Source organism: Pseudomonas sp. NFX98, from assembly GCF_047784845.1.
GTDB lineage: Bacteria > Pseudomonadota > Gammaproteobacteria > Pseudomonadales > Pseudomonadaceae > Aquipseudomonas.
The window spans coordinates 132,450-148,726 of the sequence record NZ_JBLNNF010000007.1 but is presented as its reverse complement, the minus strand read 5'-3'; the positions used below and the strand labels follow the sequence as shown (position 1 = coordinate 148,726).

Annotated in this window: 17 protein-coding genes and 1 pseudogene; 10 read left to right on the top strand and 8 right to left on the bottom strand. The window is 59.6% G+C overall.

What is annotated here, in order from left to right; translation table 11 throughout:
- Positions 1 to 58: 58 nt before the first annotated feature.
- From ACM110_RS11400 to ACM110_RS11375, 6 genes are all read right to left on the bottom strand, one after another.
- Positions 59 to 1,552: an RNA polymerase factor sigma-54 gene (locus ACM110_RS11400; RefSeq protein ID WP_338584724.1), complete on the bottom strand. Its 1,494-nt coding sequence runs from the start codon at positions 1,550 to 1,552 to the stop codon at positions 59 to 61.
- Between the two features lie 185 nt (positions 1,553 to 1,737).
- A complete protein-coding gene (gene lptB / locus ACM110_RS11395; RefSeq protein WP_008054366.1) occupies positions 1,738 to 2,463 on the bottom strand; it encodes an LPS export ABC transporter ATP-binding protein in 726 nt (241 codons plus the stop codon).
- Positions 2,463 to 3,011, bottom strand: a complete 549-nt coding sequence (gene lptA, locus ACM110_RS11390; protein ID WP_416127847.1) for a lipopolysaccharide transport periplasmic protein LptA — start codon at positions 3,009 to 3,011, stop codon at positions 2,463 to 2,465. The genes lptB and lptA overlap by 1 nt, the downstream gene beginning before the upstream one ends.
- Entirely contained in the window at positions 2,998 to 3,570 is a 573-nt protein-coding gene (gene lptC, locus ACM110_RS11385) for an LPS export ABC transporter periplasmic protein LptC (protein WP_416127846.1), read from the bottom strand. The genes lptA and lptC overlap by 14 nt, the downstream gene beginning before the upstream one ends.
- 7 nt (positions 3,571 to 3,577) lie before the next feature.
- Positions 3,578 to 4,102: an HAD family hydrolase gene (locus ACM110_RS11380; RefSeq protein ID WP_338584728.1), complete on the bottom strand. Its 525-nt coding sequence runs from the start codon at positions 4,100 to 4,102 to the stop codon at positions 3,578 to 3,580.
- Positions 4,102 to 5,076, bottom strand: a complete 975-nt coding sequence (locus ACM110_RS11375) for a KpsF/GutQ family sugar-phosphate isomerase (protein ID WP_095193904.1) — start codon at positions 5,074 to 5,076, stop codon at positions 4,102 to 4,104. Before ACM110_RS11375 ends, ACM110_RS11380 begins: the two co-directional genes overlap by 1 nt.
- A 275-nt stretch (positions 5,077 to 5,351) precedes the next feature.
- Here ACM110_RS11375 and ACM110_RS11370 point away from each other — a divergent pair, with 275 nt between their 5' ends.
- The 10 genes from ACM110_RS11370 to hisC all read left to right on the top strand — a co-directional run bounded on the left by ACM110_RS11370 (position 5,352) and on the right by hisC (position 13,305).
- Entirely contained in the window at positions 5,352 to 6,161 is an 810-nt protein-coding gene (locus ACM110_RS11370; protein ID WP_416127845.1) for an ATP-binding cassette domain-containing protein, read from the top strand.
- Entirely contained in the window at positions 6,161 to 6,958 is a 798-nt protein-coding gene (mlaE, locus tag ACM110_RS11365) for a lipid asymmetry maintenance ABC transporter permease subunit MlaE (RefSeq protein WP_416127844.1), read from the top strand. Before ACM110_RS11370 ends, mlaE begins: the two co-directional genes overlap by 1 nt.
- On the top strand, positions 6,958 to 7,425 hold the full coding sequence (gene mlaD / locus ACM110_RS11360; RefSeq protein WP_046026814.1) for an outer membrane lipid asymmetry maintenance protein MlaD: 468 nt from the start codon (positions 6,958 to 6,960) through the stop codon (positions 7,423 to 7,425). Before mlaE ends, mlaD begins: the two co-directional genes overlap by 1 nt.
- A gap of 11 nt (positions 7,426 to 7,436) precedes the next feature.
- Complete coding sequence (locus tag ACM110_RS11355) at positions 7,437 to 8,093, top strand: ABC transporter substrate-binding protein (protein WP_338584733.1); 657 nt, start codon at positions 7,437 to 7,439, stop codon at positions 8,091 to 8,093.
- Positions 8,090 to 8,395, top strand: a complete 306-nt coding sequence (locus ACM110_RS11350; protein ID WP_416127843.1) for an STAS domain-containing protein — start codon at positions 8,090 to 8,092, stop codon at positions 8,393 to 8,395. Before ACM110_RS11355 ends, ACM110_RS11350 begins: the two co-directional genes overlap by 4 nt.
- A gap of 114 nt (positions 8,396 to 8,509) precedes the next feature.
- Complete coding sequence (locus ACM110_RS11345; protein WP_338584735.1) at positions 8,510 to 8,749, top strand: BolA family protein; 240 nt, start codon at positions 8,510 to 8,512, stop codon at positions 8,747 to 8,749.
- A 22-nt stretch (positions 8,750 to 8,771) separates the two neighbouring features.
- A complete protein-coding gene (murA, locus tag ACM110_RS11340; RefSeq protein ID WP_034147088.1) occupies positions 8,772 to 10,037 on the top strand; it encodes a UDP-N-acetylglucosamine 1-carboxyvinyltransferase in 1,266 nt (421 codons plus the stop codon).
- 126 nt (positions 10,038 to 10,163) lie between these two features.
- On the top strand, positions 10,164 to 10,799 hold the full coding sequence (hisG, locus tag ACM110_RS11335) for an ATP phosphoribosyltransferase (RefSeq protein ID WP_192309717.1): 636 nt from the start codon (positions 10,164 to 10,166) through the stop codon (positions 10,797 to 10,799).
- Positions 10,800 to 10,924: 125 nt separating this feature from the next.
- Positions 10,925 to 12,250 (top strand): histidinol dehydrogenase, encoded by a 1,326-nt coding sequence (hisD, locus tag ACM110_RS11330; RefSeq protein ID WP_416127842.1) that lies wholly within the window; start codon positions 10,925 to 10,927, stop codon positions 12,248 to 12,250.
- Positions 12,251 to 12,252: 2 nt separating this feature from the next.
- Positions 12,253 to 13,305 (top strand): histidinol-phosphate transaminase, encoded by a 1,053-nt coding sequence (gene hisC / locus ACM110_RS11325; RefSeq protein ID WP_416127841.1) that lies wholly within the window; start codon positions 12,253 to 12,255, stop codon positions 13,303 to 13,305.
- 117 nt (positions 13,306 to 13,422) lie between these two features.
- Here the strand turns inward: hisC and ACM110_RS11320 are convergent, their stop codons facing one another.
- Together ACM110_RS11320 and ACM110_RS11315 are read right to left on the bottom strand one after the other, a co-directional pair.
- Positions 13,423 to 14,142, bottom strand: coding sequence for a DUF4198 domain-containing protein (locus tag ACM110_RS11320; RefSeq protein ID WP_416127840.1), 720 nt, complete (start codon positions 14,140 to 14,142; stop codon positions 13,423 to 13,425).
- Positions 14,143 to 14,154: 12 nt separating this feature from the next.
- Positions 14,155 to 16,259: pseudogene (locus ACM110_RS11315) on the bottom strand (TonB-dependent siderophore receptor).
- Positions 16,260 to 16,277 lie beyond the last annotated feature (18 nt).

Sequence of the window (16,277 nt, the reverse complement as noted above, 5' to 3'; positions counted from 1 at the left end):
TGCCAGTGCATAAAGCGGCAGACCAGATGATCTGCCACTGGAACGCTGTGGCGTGGCTCTACATCAACCGCTTGCGTTCGCTCGAAGGCGCGATCCCGAGGGATTCGCGGTACTTGGCGACGGTGCGGCGAGCCACCTGAATGCCTTGTGCCTCCAGTAAACCAGCGATCTTGCTGTCACTCAACGGCTTTTTCTGATTTTCAGCGGCAACCAGTTTTTTGATGATCGCGCGGATCGCCGTGGACGAGCATTCGCCGCCTTCGGAGGTGCTGACGTGGCTGGAGAAAAAGTATTTCAGCTCATATATGCCCCGTGGGGTATGCATGAATTTTTGTGTGGTTACGCGGGAAATTGTCGATTCGTGCATGCCGACCGCTTCAGCGATGTCATGCAGGACCAGCGGTTTCATCGCTTCATCGCCATACTCCAGGAAGCCGCGCTGATGCTCGACAATCTGGGTGGCTACTTTCATCAGGGTTTCGTTGCGGCTTTGCAGGCTCTTGATGAACCAGCGGGCTTCCTGCAACTGATTGCGCATGAAGGTGTTGTCGGCGCTGGTGTCAGCTCGGCGCACGAAGCCGGCGTACTGGGCGTTGACCCGCAGCCGTGGCACCGACTCCTGATTGAGCTCTACCAACCAGCGCTCGTTGTCCTTGCGCACGATCACGTCGGGAACAACGTACTCGGCTTCGGTGGACTCGATTTGCGAACCCGGACGCGGGTTAAGGCTCTGGACCAGTTCGATGACCTGGCGCAGCTCATCTTCCTTGAGCTTCATGCGGCGCATCAACTGGCTGTAGTCGCGACTGCCGAGCAGGTCGATGTAATCGGTGACCAAACGCTTGGCTTCGGCCAGCCACGGCGTTTTGGCCGGCAGCTGACGCAATTGCAGCAGCAGGCATTCGCCCAGGTTGCGGGCGCCGATGCCGGCAGGTTCGAATTGCTGGATGCGGTGCAGGACGGCTTCGATTTCGTCCAGTTCGATGTCCAGTTCCGGATCGAAGGCTTCGAGGATTTCCTCGAGTGTTTCGTCCAGATAGCCCTGATTGTTGATGCAATCGATCAGGGTGACGGCGATCAGGCGATCGGTGTCGGACATCGGTGCCAGGTTCAGTTGCCACAGCAAGTGGCTTTGCAGGCTTTCGCCGGCGGACGTGCGGGTGGTGAAATCCCACTCGTCATCATCGTTGCTCGGCAGGCTGCTGGCGCTGGTCTGGTAGACGTCTTCCCACGCGGTATCGACGGGAAGTTCGTTGGGAATGCGTTCGTTCCAGTCGCCTTCCTCGAGGTTATCAACCGTCGGGGCGGTTTCCTGGTAGGAGGGTTCCTGAATGTCGGTGTTTGGCTTCTGTTCGGCGTTGTCGGCCAAGGGGTCGGTGTTATCGAAGTCGTCGCCTTCTTCCTGGCGTTCGAGCATCGGATTGGACTCCAGGGCCTCCTGGATTTCCTGTTGCAGGTCCAGGGTCGACAATTGGAGCAGGCGGATGGCCTGTTGCAGCTGCGGTGTCATCGTCAGCTGCTGGCCCATTCTCAAGACTAGCGATGGTTTCATGGCAGGGGCTTAACACCTTATTCGCCGGCGCACATGCGCCATCCACTACAGGGCGCCGGAGCGCCAAACATAAGCAAATTATATGCCCGAAATCGCAGTGTTTGCCTAGAGCGCTGTAACAATAAAAAAGAGTTGATTTTTTATCGAGACAAGCGCTCGGTCGACTAGCCGGGACACCTCAACGCTTACAGGCGGAACTCATGGCCCAGGTAGACTTCCTTGACCAGGTCGTTGGCCAGGATGGTTTCCGCGTCGCCTTCTGCGATCAGCTGGCCATCGTTGACGATGTAGGCGGTTTCACAGATATCCAGCGTTTCACGGACGTTGTGGTCAGTGATCAGCACGCCAATGCCCTTGGCCTTGAGGTGATGGATGATCTGTTTGATGTCGCCCACCGAGATCGGGTCCACACCGGCGAATGGTTCGTCGAGGAGGATGAATTTCGGGTTGGTGGCCAGTGCCCGGGCGATTTCCACGCGGCGGCGTTCACCGCCGGACAGGCTCATGCCGAGGTTGTCGCGGATGTGGCTGATGTGGAACTCCTGCAGCAGGCTTTCCAGCTCCTTGCGACGACCGGCCTTGTCGAGTTCCTTGCGGGTCTCGAGGATCGCCATGATGTTGTCGGCTACCGAGAGTTTGCGGAAGATCGACGCTTCTTGCGGAAGATAGCCGATACCTGCTTTCGCGCGACCGTGCATGGGCTGGTGGCTGACGTCCAGGTCGTCGATCAGCACGCGGCCCTGATCAGCCTGGACCAGGCCGACGATCATGTAGAAGCACGTGGTCTTGCCGGCGCCGTTGGGGCCAAGCAGGCCGACGATCTGACCGCTGTCGATCGACAGGCTGACGTCGCGCACGACCTGGCGGCTCTTGTAGCTCTTGGCCAGATGCTGAGCTTTCAGAGTTGCCATTACTGGGCCTTTTGCTCGTCGGTTTTCTTTTTCGGCTGAATGACCATGTCAATGCGCGGACGTGCCTCGGTCACTTTGCTGCCGGTGGCGCGACCGGCGCTCGCCAGCTTCTTCTCGGTGTCGTAGACGATTTTCTCGCCTTGGGTGACGTTGTTGTCCTTGTCGATGACTTTGGCCTTGTCGATCAGCACAACGCGGTTTTGCGTAGCGTGGTACTGGATTGTCACGCCCCAGCCCTGAACCGGCTTGGTGTCGCCCGCCGTTTGCAGTTGCTCGAAGTAGGCCAGGTTGCCGACCGAGGTCACCACGTCAATGTCGCCACTCGGAGCTCGGGTCATGGTTACCTTATTGCCGGTAACCTTCATCGAGCCCTGGGTGATGATCACATCGCCGGTGTAAGTGGCAATGCCATTTTTGTCGTCCAGTTGGGCATCGTCGGCCTGAATGCGGATTGGCTGTTGTTGATCGTCCGGCAGGGCCCAGGCGCTCACGCTTCCCAGTGCTGCGCCCAGACTGAGCAAAATAGGGAGGGTTTTAACGAGCCTCATACTGTCCTCTTACGTTCGATAGCAGGTGTATCCTGCTTTCTTTCAAATACGCTTTCATTCCCTTGCCAGTCGAAACACCGCCAGCGCCGTCGATTCTAACGTCTCGCTCGGTCTGCGCATATTGCTGTTGCGGGAACACCGTCATGCGGGTGGTGGTGATCAGGGTCCGGCGGTTTTTCTCGTCGAAACGCGTGATGCGAACCGAGTCGATCAGCTCGACCTGGGTGCCGTCCGGGTTGACCTCACCCTTTTCGCTCTGGACGTGCCACGGGAACTCGGTGCCGCGGAACATGTTCAGGTCGGGATTGGTCAGCAGGGTCACCTCGGACGCTTTCAGGTGTTCGACCTTGTCCGACGTCATTTCGTATTGCAGCCTGCCATCCGGCAAGTACTGCACGCTGTGGGCGTTGGTGGCGTAATAGTCGATCTCGCTGTTGTCGACTTGCACAACCGGCTTGTCGAGAAAGCGTTCCGGGCTGATGTTCCAGTAGCCGACCGCGGCGAAAATCGCCGCGATGCAACTGAACATCAGGATGTTGCGAATCTTTTTGCTCAGCATGTTTGGCTCACAGGTACGCGGCGTTGGCCGCATCGAGGCGGCCCTGGGCGCGCAGGATCAATTCGCAGAATTCGCGGGCGGCACCTTCGCCACCACGGGCCTGGGTGACACCGTGAGCGTGTTCGCGCACGAAACTGGCGGCGTTGGCCACTGCCATGCCCAGGCCTACGCGGCGAATCACCGGCAGATCGGGAAGGTCGTCACCAAGGTAGGCGACCTGTTCATAGCTTAGGTTGAGTTGGCCAAGAAGTTCGTCGAGCACCACCAGTTTGTCTTCGCGCCCTTGATACAGATGCGGGATACCGAGGTTTTTCGCCCGTCGCTCAACCACCGGGGTCTTGCGGCCGCTGATGATAGCGGTCTGCACGCCGGCGGCCATCAGCATCTTGATGCCCTGGCCGTCGAGGGTGTTGAAAGTCTTGAACTCACTACCGTCTTCAAGGAAGTACAGGCGTCCATCGGTGAGAACGCCGTCGACGTCGAAAACTGCCAGTTTGATCTGTTGGCCGCGTTGCAGCAGGTCCGTGCTCATTACATTACCCCCGCACGCAGCAAGTCGTGCATGTTCAAGGCGCCGACCGGACGGTCTTCGCCGTCGACCACGACCAGCGCATTGATTTTATGGTCTTCCATGATTTTCAGGGCCTCGGCGGCGAGCATCTCGGCGCGGGCGGTCTTGCCGTGGGCAGTCATGACCTGATCGATGGTGACGCTGTGGATGTCGATGGTGCGATCCAGCGTGCGGCGTAAATCGCCGTCAGTGAAGATCCCGGCGAGCTTGCCGTCGGCTTCAAGGATGACGGTCATGCCCAAGCCCTTGCGGGTCATTTCCATCAACGCGTCTTTGAGCAATGTGCCGCGCTGAACCTGCGGCAACTCTTGCCCGGCGTGCATGACGTTTTCCACTTTCAGCAGCAAGCGTCGGCCCAATGCGCCACCTGGATGGGAAAAGGCGAAGTCTTCGGCGGTAAAGCCGCGGGCTTCCAGCAGTGCGACAGCCAGGGCGTCGCCCATGACCAGCGCAGCGGTAGTCGAAGAAGTGGGCGCCAGGTTCAGCGGACAGGCTTCGTGCTCGACGTGAACGTTGAGGTTGACCTCGGCGGCCTTGGCCAGCGGCGAGTCAGGGTTGCCGGTCACGCTGATCAACTGGATGCCCAGGCGCTTGATCAAGGGCAGCAGGGTGATGATTTCATTGGTGGAGCCGGAGTTCGACAGCGCCAGGATGATGTCATCGCGGGTGATCATACCCATGTCACCGTGGCTCGCTTCAGCCGGGTGGACGAAAAATGCCGTGGTGCCGGTGCTGGCCAGGGTGGCGGCAATCTTGCTGCCGATGTGCCCCGACTTGCCCATGCCGACCACGACAACGCGGCCTTTGCTGGCCAGAATCATCTCGCAAGCGCGTACAAAATCTGCGTCGATATGCGGCAGCAAGCCTTGTACGGCTTCCACTTCGAGGCGGATGGTGCGTTGGGCAGATTGAATCAGGTCGCTGGATTGGCTCATGTCAGAAATCGTTTAGCCTGATGAAAAGGCGGCGATTATAGCGGTTATGATCGAAACCCTCACGCAAGTTCGTCGTGCATTGTCATTCCTTGTTACCTAATCCCTCTAAATGAAGCTTTTTGCCGGTCATATCGCTCAACTTGGGCCGGCAATGGCCTTGGGCGCACGGTGTTTGCAGTGATATAGTTCGCCGCCAGTTCGGCCCGCCCGGGAGGCATGTGCTTTCGTCAGGAAGTCAGGCGTCCGAGTGAGAGGCTGCATCGCAAGGAGTTTAGATGAGTGCCGATAACGCCTACGCGGTCGAGCTGAAGGGACTGTCCTTCAAGCGCGGTGCGCGCAGCATTTTCAATAACGTCGATATCCGTATTCCCCGCGGCAAGGTCACCGGCATCATGGGACCTTCCGGGTGTGGCAAGACAACGCTGTTGCGGTTGATGGGCGCGCAGTTGCGGCCCACCGGCGGCGAAGTGTGGGTCAACGGCCAGAACCTGCCGAAGCTCTCGCGCAGCGATCTGTTCGATGCCCGCAAGCACATGGGTGTGCTGTTTCAGAGTGGCGCACTGTTTACCGATCTCGATGTGTTCGAGAACGTGGCCTTTCCACTGCGCGTTCACACCGAACTGCCCGAGGAAATGATTCGCGACATCGTCCTGCTCAAATTGCAGGCCGTGGGGTTGCGGGGTGCCATCGACCTGATGCCCGATGAACTGTCCGGCGGCATGAAGCGTCGTGTCGCGCTAGCGCGGGCGATTGCGCTCGACCCCCAGATTCTCATGTACGACGAGCCCTTTGTCGGCCAGGACCCAATCGCCATGGGTGTGTTGGTGCGCCTGATCCGCTTGCTTAACGATGCGCTGGGGATCACCAGTATCGTGGTTTCCCACGACCTGGCCGAAACCGCGAGCATTGCCGATTACATCTATGTCGTGGGCGACGGGCAGGTGTTGGGGCAGGGGACTCCCGATGAGCTGATGAACTCGGACGAACCGCGCATCCGTCAGTTCATGACCGGCGAACCCGATGGGCCGGTCGCCTACCACTTTCCAGCGACGGATTACCGCGCAGATCTTCTGGGGAAGCGCTGATGCGCAGAATTTCATTAATGGAACGCGTACGCCGGTTCGGTCAGGCAGGCATCGACGTGCTGGCGGTGTTCGGGCGTTCGGCACTGTTTCTGTTTCACGCCTTGCTCGGCCGTGGCGGTATCGGCGGCGGTTTCGGACTACTGGTCAAGCAACTGCATTCCGTGGGCGTGATGTCCCTGGTGATCATTGTGGTCTCCGGGGTGTTCATCGGTATGGTGCTGGCGCTGCAAGGGTTCAACATCCTGTCCAGCTACGGCTCGGAGCAGGCGGTCGGGCAGATGGTGGCGCTGACCCTGTTGCGCGAGCTGGGGCCGGTAGTGACCGCTCTGCTGTTCGCCGGGCGTGCCGGTTCGGCATTGACGGCCGAAATCGGCAACATGAAATCCACCGAACAGCTGTCCAGCCTGGAAATGATTGGCGTGGACCCGCTCAAGTACATCATTGCCCCGCGCCTGTGGGCCGGCTTCATTTCCCTGCCGGTGCTGGCGATGATTTTCAGCGTGGTGGGCATCTGGGGCGGTTCGTGGGTAGCCGTTGACTGGCTGGGTGTCTATGAAGGCTCCTACTGGTCGAACATGCAGAACAGCGTGACATTTGCCGACGATGTGCTCAACGGCATCATCAAAAGCATGGTCTTTGCCTTCGTTGTGACCTGGATCGCCGTATTCCAAGGCTATGACTGCGAGCCTACTTCCGAGGGGATCAGTCGTGCCACTACCAAGACCGTGGTGTATGCCTCTTTGGCAGTGCTCGGCCTGGACTTTATTCTGACCGCCTTGATGTTTGGAGATTTCTGATGCAAAACCGCACCCTGGAAATCGGTGTCGGCCTTTTCTTGCTGGCTGGCATCCTGGCTTTGCTGCTGCTGGCGCTTCGGGTCAGTGGCCTGTCGCCGAGCCCGAGCACCGACACTTATAAACTTTATGCGTATTTCGACAATATCGCCGGTTTGACGGTCAGAGCTAAAGTGACCATGGCCGGTGTGACCATCGGCAAGGTCACGGCGATCGATCTGGACCGCGACAGTTTCACCGGTCGAGTGACCATGCAACTGGAAAAGCGCGTAGATAATCTACCGGCCGACTCCACTGCATCTATCCTGACCGCTGGCCTGTTGGGCGAGAAGTACATCGGTATCAGCGTGGGCGGCGAAGAAGCCTTGCTCAAGGATGGCGGGACCATCCATGACACCCAGTCGTCGCTGGTGCTCGAGGACCTGATCGGTAAGTTCCTTCTCAACACCGTTAGCAAAGACGCCAAATGAGGAATTTGTAAATGATCTCTACCTTGCGACGTGGCCTGTTGGTATTACTCGCGGCCTTGCCGTTGATGGCTAACGCCGTGGCGGCGCCTACTTCCGCGCACGAACTGGTACAGGACACCACCAACCGTTTGCTGGCCGATCTGGCTGCCAACAAAGAGAAGTACAAGCAGGATCCGCAGGATTTTTACGCGGCGCTGAACAGCATTGTCGGCCCTGTCGTGGATGCCGAGGGTATTTCCAAGAGCATCATGACGGTCAAGTACTCGCGCAAAGCCACGCCTGCGCAAATGAAAACCTTCGAAGAAAACTTCAAGAAGGGTCTGTTCCAGTTCTACGGCAACGCCTTGCTCGAATACAACAACCAGGGCATTACCGTTGACCCTGCCAAGGACGAGTCGGGCGACCGCACCAGCGTCGGCATGACGGTCAAAGGCAGCAATGGCGCGATCTATCCAGTGTCCTACACCCTGGAAAAGGTCGGTGGCGAATGGAAGCTGCGTAACGTCATCATCAACGGCATCAACATTGGCAAGCTGTTCCGCGATCAGTTTGCTGACGCCATGCAGCGCAATGGCAACGACCTGGACAAGACCATCAATGGTTGGGCCGGGGAAGTCGCCAAAGCCAAGGAAACCGCTGAGCAATCCCCCGAGAAGCAAACCCAATGAGCGAGTCGGCAGTCCTGATGGACGAGTCCGGCGAGTTGCGTCTCAGCGGCGTGCTGGACTACCGCACCGGCCCGGCCCTGCGTGAGCAGGGTCAGGCGCTGATCAAGGCCAGCAAGGCTGCGGCAGTGGTGGTTGATTGTTCGGCGGTGGAGAAATCCAGCAGCGTCGGGCTGTCGTTGCTGTTGTGCTTCATGCGCGATGCTCAAGCGGCCGGCAAGGTGCTGAGCATCCGCGGGATGCCAGAAGACATGCGCGAAATCGCTCAGGTCAGTGAGCTGACCGAGCTGTTGGCGCATCCCTAACCCGCATCTATAAAGAAGCCCCCCGTCAGAGTCCTGCTTCCCGGGGTTCGCAGGCGCGGGGCTTTTTTGTATGATGTCCGACCCGCGCGCACAGGGCGCCGATTGAGGTTGAGCATGCAGGCCGTAGAAGTGAAGAGCTTCCTTGAAGGAAAGCTGCCAGGAACCCAAGTAGAAGTTGAGGGCGAAGGCTGCAATTTCCAGCTGAATTTGATTAGCGATGAACTGGCGGCATTGAGCCCGGTCAAGCGTCAGCAGCAGGTCTATGCCCATTTGAACCCATGGATCACCGATGGCAGCATCCATGCGGTCACTATGAAATTTTTCAGCAGCGCGGCCTGGGCCGAGCGCACCTGAGCCCAAGGGCGTCGAGATTCTTATGGATAAATTGATTATTACTGGCGGTGCTCGTCTTGACGGCGAAATCCGCATCTCCGGGGCAAAGAACTCTGCCCTGCCGATCCTGGCTGCCACGCTGCTGTGCGACGGTCCGGTAACCGTTGCCAACCTGCCGCACCTGCACGACATCACCACCATGATCGAGCTGTTCGGTCGTATGGGCATCGAGCCGGTGATCGATGAGAAACTCGCCGTCGAAATCGACCCGCGCACCATCAAGACCCTGATCGCCCCGTACGAACTGGTTAAAACCATGCGTGCATCGATCCTGGTACTGGGTCCGATGGTTGCCCGTTTCGGTGAAGCCGAAGTCGCGCTGCCTGGCGGTTGCGCCATCGGTTCGCGTCCGGTGGACCTGCACATCCGTGGCCTGGAAGCCATGGGCGCGGTCATTGACGTCGAAGGCGGCTACATCAAGGCCAAGGCGCCTGAAGGCGGCCTGCGCGGTGCGCACTTCTTCTTCGACACCGTCAGCGTGACCGGTACCGAAAACATCATGATGGCCGCTGCTCTGGCCAAGGGCCGCAGCGTCCTTGCCAACGCCGCCCGCGAACCTGAAGTCGTCGACCTGGCGAACTTCCTGAACGCCATGGGCGCCAAGGTTTCCGGCGCCGGTACCGATACCATCACCATCGATGGCGTCGAGCGTCTGCACACCACCACTTACAAGGTGATGCCGGACCGTATCGAAACCGGTACCTACCTGGTTGCCGCTGCCGTGACCGGCGGTCGTGTGAAGGTCAAGGACACCGATCCGACCATCCTCGAAGCCGTTCTGGAAAAACTTCGCGAAGCAGGCGCCGAGATCACCTGCGGTAATGACTGGATCGAGCTGAACATGCATGGCAAACGGCCGAAAGCCGTCAACGTGCGCACCGCTCCGTACCCGGCGTTCCCGACCGACATGCAGGCGCAGTTCATCTCCCTCAACGCCATTGCCGAAGGCACGGGCGCGGTGATCGAGACGATCTTCGAAAACCGCTTCATGCACGTTTACGAACTGCACCGCATGGGCGCCAAGATCCAGGTCGAAGGCAACACCGCCATCGTCACCGGTACCGAAAAGCTCAAGGGCGCGCCAGTGATGGCAACCGACCTGCGTGCTTCGGCCAGCCTGGTCATTTCGGCGCTGATCGCTGAAGGCGACACCCTGATCGATCGCATCTACCACATCGACCGTGGTTACGAGTGCATCGAAGAGAAACTGCAGATGCTGGGCGCCAAGATCCGTCGCGTTCCGGGCTAGTACTTGCTGCATGGGCATAAGGACATGCCCGTTGATTTGTTGAAGGCGAGCCGGTTTCCGGCTCGATGTGTGTCCGGCGCCATTTGCGACCGGGCATGAGTACCTTGATAAGGACTGACGTTTCCCATGTTGACCATCGCACTGTCCAAGGGCCGCATCCTTGACGACACCCTGCCGCTTCTGGCTGAAGCGGGCATCGTGCCGACCGAGAATCCGGACAAGAGCCGCAAGCTGATCATTCCCACGACCCAGGACGATGTGCGCCTGTTGATCGTGCGTGCCACCGACGTGCCGACCTATGTCGAGCATGGTGCCGCCGACCTCGGTGTCGCCGGTAAAGACGTGCTGATGGAATACGGCGGCCAGGGCCTGTACGAGCCGCTGGACCTGCAAATTGCCCGCTGCAAGCTGATGACAGCCGGCAAGGTCGGCGCGGTCGAGCCCAAGGGCCGCCTGCGTATCGCCACCAAGTTCGTCAATGTTGCCAAGCGTTACTACGCCGAGCAGGGCCGTCAGGTCGACATCATCAAGCTCTACGGCTCGATGGAACTGGCGCCGCTGATCGGTCTGGCCGACAAGATCATCGACGTGGTCGACACCGGTAACACGCTGCGGGCCAATGGCCTGGAGCCACAGGATTTCATTGCGGATATCAGCTCCCGGCTGATCGTCAACAAAGCGTCCATGAAAATGCAGCACGCCCGTATCCAGGCGTTGATCGACACCCTGCGCAAGGCAGTGGAGTCTCGACACCGCGGCTGATTCACCTGCGCGACTCTGAGTCGCGCCGTCTATCCGCCTCATAGCCAGAATTCTCAGGTGCCCAAGCGGATCGAATGTTAGCTTCGGGCGCCTGAGTTTTTTGCCATTCCTATGAGGCTCTCGCTATGACCGCACCGACTGCAATTCGCCGACTCAACGCTGCTGACCCGGATTTCGCGCATCATCTGGATCATCTGCTGAGCTGGGAAAGTGTGTCTGACGACTCGGTCAATCAGCGCGTGCTGGACATCATCAAGGCTGTGCGCGAGCGTGGCGATGCGGCGCTGGTGGACTTTACCCGCCAGTTTGACGGTCTGGACGTGAAGTCCATGGCCGACCTGATCCTGCCCCGCGAGCGTCTGGAGCTGGCGCTGACGCGCATCTCCGTGCCTCAGCGTGAAGCACTGGAAGTCGCCGCCGCCCGCGTGCGCAGCTACCACGAAAAACAAAAACAGGATTCCTGGAGCTACACCGAGGCCGACGGCACCGTGCTGGGCCAGAAGGTCACGCCGCTGGACCGCGCCGGTCTGTATGTGCCGGGCGGCAAGGCGTCGTATCCGTCGTCGGTATTGATGAACGCGATTCCGGCCAAAGTCGCCGGCGTGACCGAAGTGGTCATGGTGGTGCCGACCCCGCGCGGCGAAATCAACGAACTGGTGCTGGCTGCTGCCTGCATCGCCGGCGTCGACCGTGTGTTCACCATCGGCGGTGCCCAAGCCGTTGCGGCACTGGCTTACGGCACCGAAAGCGTACCGAAGGTCGATAAAGTGGTCGGCCCGGGCAACATCTATGTCGCCACCGCCAAGCGCCACGTGTTTGGCCAGGTCGGTATCGACATGATCGCCGGTCCATCGGAAATCCTCGTGGTATGCGACGGCCAGACTGATCCGGACTGGATCGCCATGGACCTGTTCTCCCAGGCCGAGCACGACGAAGATGCCCAGGCGATCCTGGTCAGCCCGGACGCCGAATTCCTCGACAAGGTCGCGGCCAGCATCGCCAAACTGATGCCGACCATGGAACGCGCTGCAATCATCGAAACCTCGATCAATGGTCGTGGTGCGTTGATCAAGGTGCGCGACATGGACCAAGCCATCGAAGTGGCCAACCGCATCGCGCCGGAACACCTGGAATTGTCGGTTGCCGATCCGCAAGCCTGGCTGCCGCAGATCCGCCACGCCGGCGCGATCTTCATGGGCCGTCACACGTCCGAAGCCCTGGGTGATTACTGCGCCGGCCCGAACCACGTGTTGCCGACTTCCGGCACCGCGCGTTTCTCTTCGCCGCTGGGTGTGTACGATTTCCAGAAACGCTCGTCGATCATCTTCTGCTCCGAGCAGGGTGCTTCCGAGCTGGGCAAAACCGCGTCGGTGCTGGCCCGTGGCGAGTCGCTGACCGCCCACGCCCGCAGCGCTGAATACCGCATCGTTGATGAACAAAAGGGAAACTGAACATGAGTAAATTCTGGAGCCCGTTCGTCAAGAATCTGGTGCCTTACGTCCCGGGCGAGCAGCCGAAGCTGGCGAAGCTGGTAAAGCTCAACACCAATGAAAACCCGTACGGTCCATCGCCCAAAGCCTTGGCCGCGATGCAGACCGAACTGAACGACAACCTGCGTCTGTACCCGGACCCTAACAGCGATCTGCTGAAGAACGCGGTCGCCAAGTACTACGGCGTGCAGAGCAATCAGGTGTTCCTCGGCAACGGTTCCGATGAAGTGCTGGCGCACATCTTCCACGGTTTGCTTCAGCACGATCAGCCGCTGTTGTTCCCGGACATCAGCTACAGCTTTTACCCGGTTTACTGTGGGTTGTATGGCATCAAGTTCGACGCGGTGCCGCTGGACGAGCAGTTCCAGATCAACCCGGCGGACTACGCCAAGCCGAACGGCGGGATCATCTTCCCGAACCCGAACGCACCGACCGGTTGCCTGTTGGCGTTGGAGGCTGTTGAACAAATCCTCAAGGCCAGCCCGGATTCGGTGGTTGTAGTCGACGAGGCGTACATCGACTTCGGCGGTGAAACCGCGATCGCGCTTGTAGGCCGTTATCCAAACCTGTTGGTCACGCAGACCCTGTCCAAGTCGCGCTCCCTGGCTGGGCTGCGGGTTGGTCTGGCGGTTGGGCATCCGGACCTGATCGAGGCGCTGGAGCGGATCAAGAACAGCTTCAATTCTTATCCGCTGGATCGCATGGCGAATGTCGGCGCCGCTGCCGCGTTCGAGGATCGCGAGTACTTCGACAAGACCTGCCGGTTGGTGATCGACAATCGCGAGAAGGTTGTTGCGCAGTTGGAGGAGAAGGGCTTTGAGGTTTTGCCGTCGGCGGCGAACTTCATTTTCGCCCGTCACCCGCAGCACGATGCGGCGGGGCTGGCGGCGAAGTTGCGTGAGCAAGGTGTGATCGTTCGGCACTTCAAGCAGGAGCGGATTGCGCAGTTCTTGCGGATCAGCATCGGTACGCCGGAGCAGAATCAGGCGTTGATTGATGGCCTCGGCGACCTTTAAGCCGCCGCTTACCCTGTAGGAGCAAGGCTTGCCCGCGATGAACGAAAACGCGGTGAGCCCGCTGAACCGCGGTGGCTCCATCGCGGGCAAGCCTTGCTCCTACAGGGTTTTGGTGCGTTACTCGTGATGCGGTTCGCCGAGGAACGTCAGTGAGCTGAACAACCCACGACTGCTCACGTCAGCGCTGTCATTCACCGGCACTTCTACCTGAGCCGAAATCACGTTCAACCCTTCATTGCGCACCAGCACTTTTGCGCGGCCATTGGCATCGGTTTCGGTGCTCAGGGTATTCGGTGCGTTCCGATAGTCACCCACCAGCTTCACGCCCGCCGCCGGTTTGCCATCGAGCAACACCTGGACGGGTAACGACTCGCCTGGCCCAACCGTCAGCGGATCGACCTCCGGCAGAATCAGCAACTTCAATTGATCAAGCTTGGGCAGTTTCGCCCCCGGTTGATAAATCGCCAGGCTGTACTTGAAGGTCTGGGTCGACTCGATCGCGCCCGGCACTTTGCTGCGTCCTTCGTTGATCCATTTCTTGTCGGCAGTCTGCGACCACATGCCATTGTTCAGGGCTACCGCCAGCACCGCTGGAGGCTTCAGCGGTTGCAGGCGGGCGTGATCGGCCAGGCGCTGGACTGTCACCGGAATCATTTTCCCATTGGTGTCATAGGCCCAGGCGCCGCTGATTTTCTGCGCCTTGAAGGCATTGTCTTCGGCGCCATGGCCGTAAATCACTTCGATGTTGCCACGACGTTGCTCGGTCCACAGACCGTGGGCCGAGACCTCAGTGGCGAACAACAAGCCGAGCAGCGCCAAGGGTTTGAGAGGGTGCATGGGGACGTCCTTTTACAGAGTGATTGTCAGGCTGACGGTGAAATTGCGCGGCTCGCCGGGGTTGACCAGTAATTGCTGTAGGAGCGCTCGAAGTATTTCTCGTCGAAAAGGTTGTTCAGGTTCAGGCCCACCGTGACGTTGTCGCTGGCCTTGTAATGGGCCAGCAGGTCGACGGTGTGGTAGGCGGGCAGTTCGAAATCACTGCCGGCTTCGCCCGAGCGATCACCGACATAAGTGAACGCGGCGCCAACGTCTGAGCCGCGCAGTTGACCGTCCTGAAATTCGTACACGCCCAGCAGACTGCCGCTGCGTTTGGCCACGCCGAGAATGCGGCTGCCGGTGGGAATGACCTTGTCGCCTTGTGTAACTTCGGCGTCGATGTAAGCGAAGGCACCGATCACCCGTACCGCATCGGTCACTTGCCCGGCAACTTGCAGATCGAAACCCTGGCTGCGCGCCTTGCCCATGGCACGGTTGGTGTCGGTGCCTGGATCGAGGGCGAGGACGTTTTCCTTTTCGATATGGAAGGCGGCGAGGGTGCTGCTCAAACGTTCGTCGAACAGCTCGCTCTTGATCCCGACTTCGTAGCCGACGCCTTCTTCCGGGTCGAACGATTTGCCGCTCGCATCCAGGCCATTGTTCGGTTTGAACGAGTTGGAGACGTTGGCGAACAGGCCGACTTCAGGCGTCAGTTGATAGAGCAAACCGGCGCGTTGAGTCAGTGCGTCGTGACGCTGGCGGCTCGTGGCGTCACGGGTGTGATCGTCGATGCGTTGCTCGAAATGTTCGAAGCGCGCGCCGAGCATGCCCCGCAGTTTCTCGGTGAAGATGATCTGGTCTTGCAGGTTCAGCGCGTGGCTTTCGACGTGTTCGAAGAAGTCCGTGCCGGAGCGTGCGCCGTTGGGTTTCGGCTGGCCGTAGACCGGTTGGTAAATGTCGATGGCGTAGGGGCTGCCGGCAATGGTCGTGACCCGTTCGTCCTTGCGGTAGTTCTCGTATTCACTGCCGATCAGCAGTTCGTGCTGCAAGGTGCCGGTGTCGAAAAAACCGCGCAGTTCGAGTTGGGAAATGCTGTCGTGCCAGTTGTTGTCACGCTCGCGGTAGCGGCGGTTGACGGTTTGGCCATCGGCATTCAGCGGGCGCGACTCCGAGGCGAAACCCCAGAGTTTGCCTTCCTTGTAGTGGCTGGCCAGACGCAGCTGCCAACGGTCGTTGAGCTGATGTTCGAGGGCGGCTTGCAGCAGGTTGTTGTGGTTGTCGATGTTGCCGTCGTTGGGTTCGCCGAGAAAGGTCGAACGGGAAACACCGCTCCAAGTGTTGTTCGGCGCGACGATGCCGCGATCGAAGGTAGAGCTGTGGCGAACGAATTCGCTTTCCACCAGCAGGCGTGTGTCCGGATTGAGTTGCCAACTGAAAGTGGGCGCGACGAACACCCGCCGGCTGTCAACGTGATCGCGGAAGCTGTGGTTGTCCTCGACCGCCAGGTTGACCCGCGACAGTACATTGCCGTGGCCATCCAACGGCGTGTTGACGTCCAGTGCCGTGCGGTAGCGATCCCAACTGCCGGCGCTGGTTTGCAGGGTGGCGAAGGCTTCGGGCTGAGGTTTTTTGGTGACGATATTGACGGTGCCACCTGGATCGCCGCGACCATAGAGGCTGGCTGCCGGCCCCTTGAGCACTTCGATGCGTTCGACGTTGGCCACGTCCGGCGTGCTCGGATAGCCACGGTTGGCGCTGAAACCATCCTTGTAGAACTCCGACGTGGTGAAGCCGCGCACGCTGTACTCGTACAGCGTCAGGCCGCCGAAGTTGTTCTGCTTCGACACGCCGCCGGCAAACTCCAGCGCACGTTCGACGCTGGTGCTGCCCAGGTCGTTGAGCACGCTGACGGGAATTACGCTGATCGATTGCGGGATGTCGCGAATGGCGGTGTCGGTTTTGGTCGCGCTGGCGGAGCGGGTTGCGCGATAGCCATCGACCGGGCCGGTGGGGGATTCGTAGTCGGAAGTGACGCTGATGGCGTCCAGTTCCAGGGCTCGGGAATCTTCGGCGAAAACCGGATCCCCCAGCAGCCCAAGGGCAAGACTTGCCACGGAGGCCTTTATTCGAGACGACATGTTATGTTGTTCCAATTG

Bases quoted from the DNA above. Each gene is read 5' to 3' on its own strand.
- lptC (WP_416127846.1), bottom strand. From the start codon at position 3,570: ATGCTGAGCAAAAAGATTCGCAACATCCTGATGTTCAGTTGCATCGCG.
- ACM110_RS11400 (WP_338584724.1), bottom strand. From the start codon at position 1,552: ATGAAACCATCGCTAGTCTTGAGAATGGGCCAGCAGCTGACGATGACA.
- hisC (WP_416127841.1), top strand. From the start codon at position 12,253: ATGAGTAAATTCTGGAGCCCGTTCGTCAAGAATCTGGTGCCTTACGTC.
- ACM110_RS11375 (WP_095193904.1), bottom strand. From the start codon at position 5,076: ATGAGCCAATCCAGCGACCTGATTCAATCTGCCCAACGCACCATCCGC.
- mlaD (WP_046026814.1), top strand. From the start codon at position 6,958: ATGCAAAACCGCACCCTGGAAATCGGTGTCGGCCTTTTCTTGCTGGCT.
- ACM110_RS11320 (WP_416127840.1), bottom strand. From the start codon at position 14,142: ATGCACCCTCTCAAACCCTTGGCGCTGCTCGGCTTGTTGTTCGCCACT.
- hisD (WP_416127842.1), top strand. From the start codon at position 10,925: ATGACCGCACCGACTGCAATTCGCCGACTCAACGCTGCTGACCCGGAT.
- ACM110_RS11350 (WP_416127843.1), top strand. From the start codon at position 8,090: ATGAGCGAGTCGGCAGTCCTGATGGACGAGTCCGGCGAGTTGCGTCTC.
- ACM110_RS11355 (WP_338584733.1), top strand. From the start codon at position 7,437: ATGATCTCTACCTTGCGACGTGGCCTGTTGGTATTACTCGCGGCCTTG.
- murA (WP_034147088.1), top strand. From the start codon at position 8,772: ATGGATAAATTGATTATTACTGGCGGTGCTCGTCTTGACGGCGAAATC.
- ACM110_RS11370 (WP_416127845.1), top strand. From the start codon at position 5,352: ATGAGTGCCGATAACGCCTACGCGGTCGAGCTGAAGGGACTGTCCTTC.
- hisG (WP_192309717.1), top strand. From the start codon at position 10,164: ATGTTGACCATCGCACTGTCCAAGGGCCGCATCCTTGACGACACCCTG.
- mlaE (WP_416127844.1), top strand. From the start codon at position 6,161: ATGCGCAGAATTTCATTAATGGAACGCGTACGCCGGTTCGGTCAGGCA.
- ACM110_RS11345 (WP_338584735.1), top strand. From the start codon at position 8,510: ATGCAGGCCGTAGAAGTGAAGAGCTTCCTTGAAGGAAAGCTGCCAGGA.
- ACM110_RS11380 (WP_338584728.1), bottom strand. From the start codon at position 4,102: ATGAGCACGGACCTGCTGCAACGCGGCCAACAGATCAAACTGGCAGTT.
- lptB (WP_008054366.1), bottom strand. From the start codon at position 2,463: ATGGCAACTCTGAAAGCTCAGCATCTGGCCAAGAGCTACAAGAGCCGC.
- lptA (WP_416127847.1), bottom strand. From the start codon at position 3,011: ATGAGGCTCGTTAAAACCCTCCCTATTTTGCTCAGTCTGGGCGCAGCA.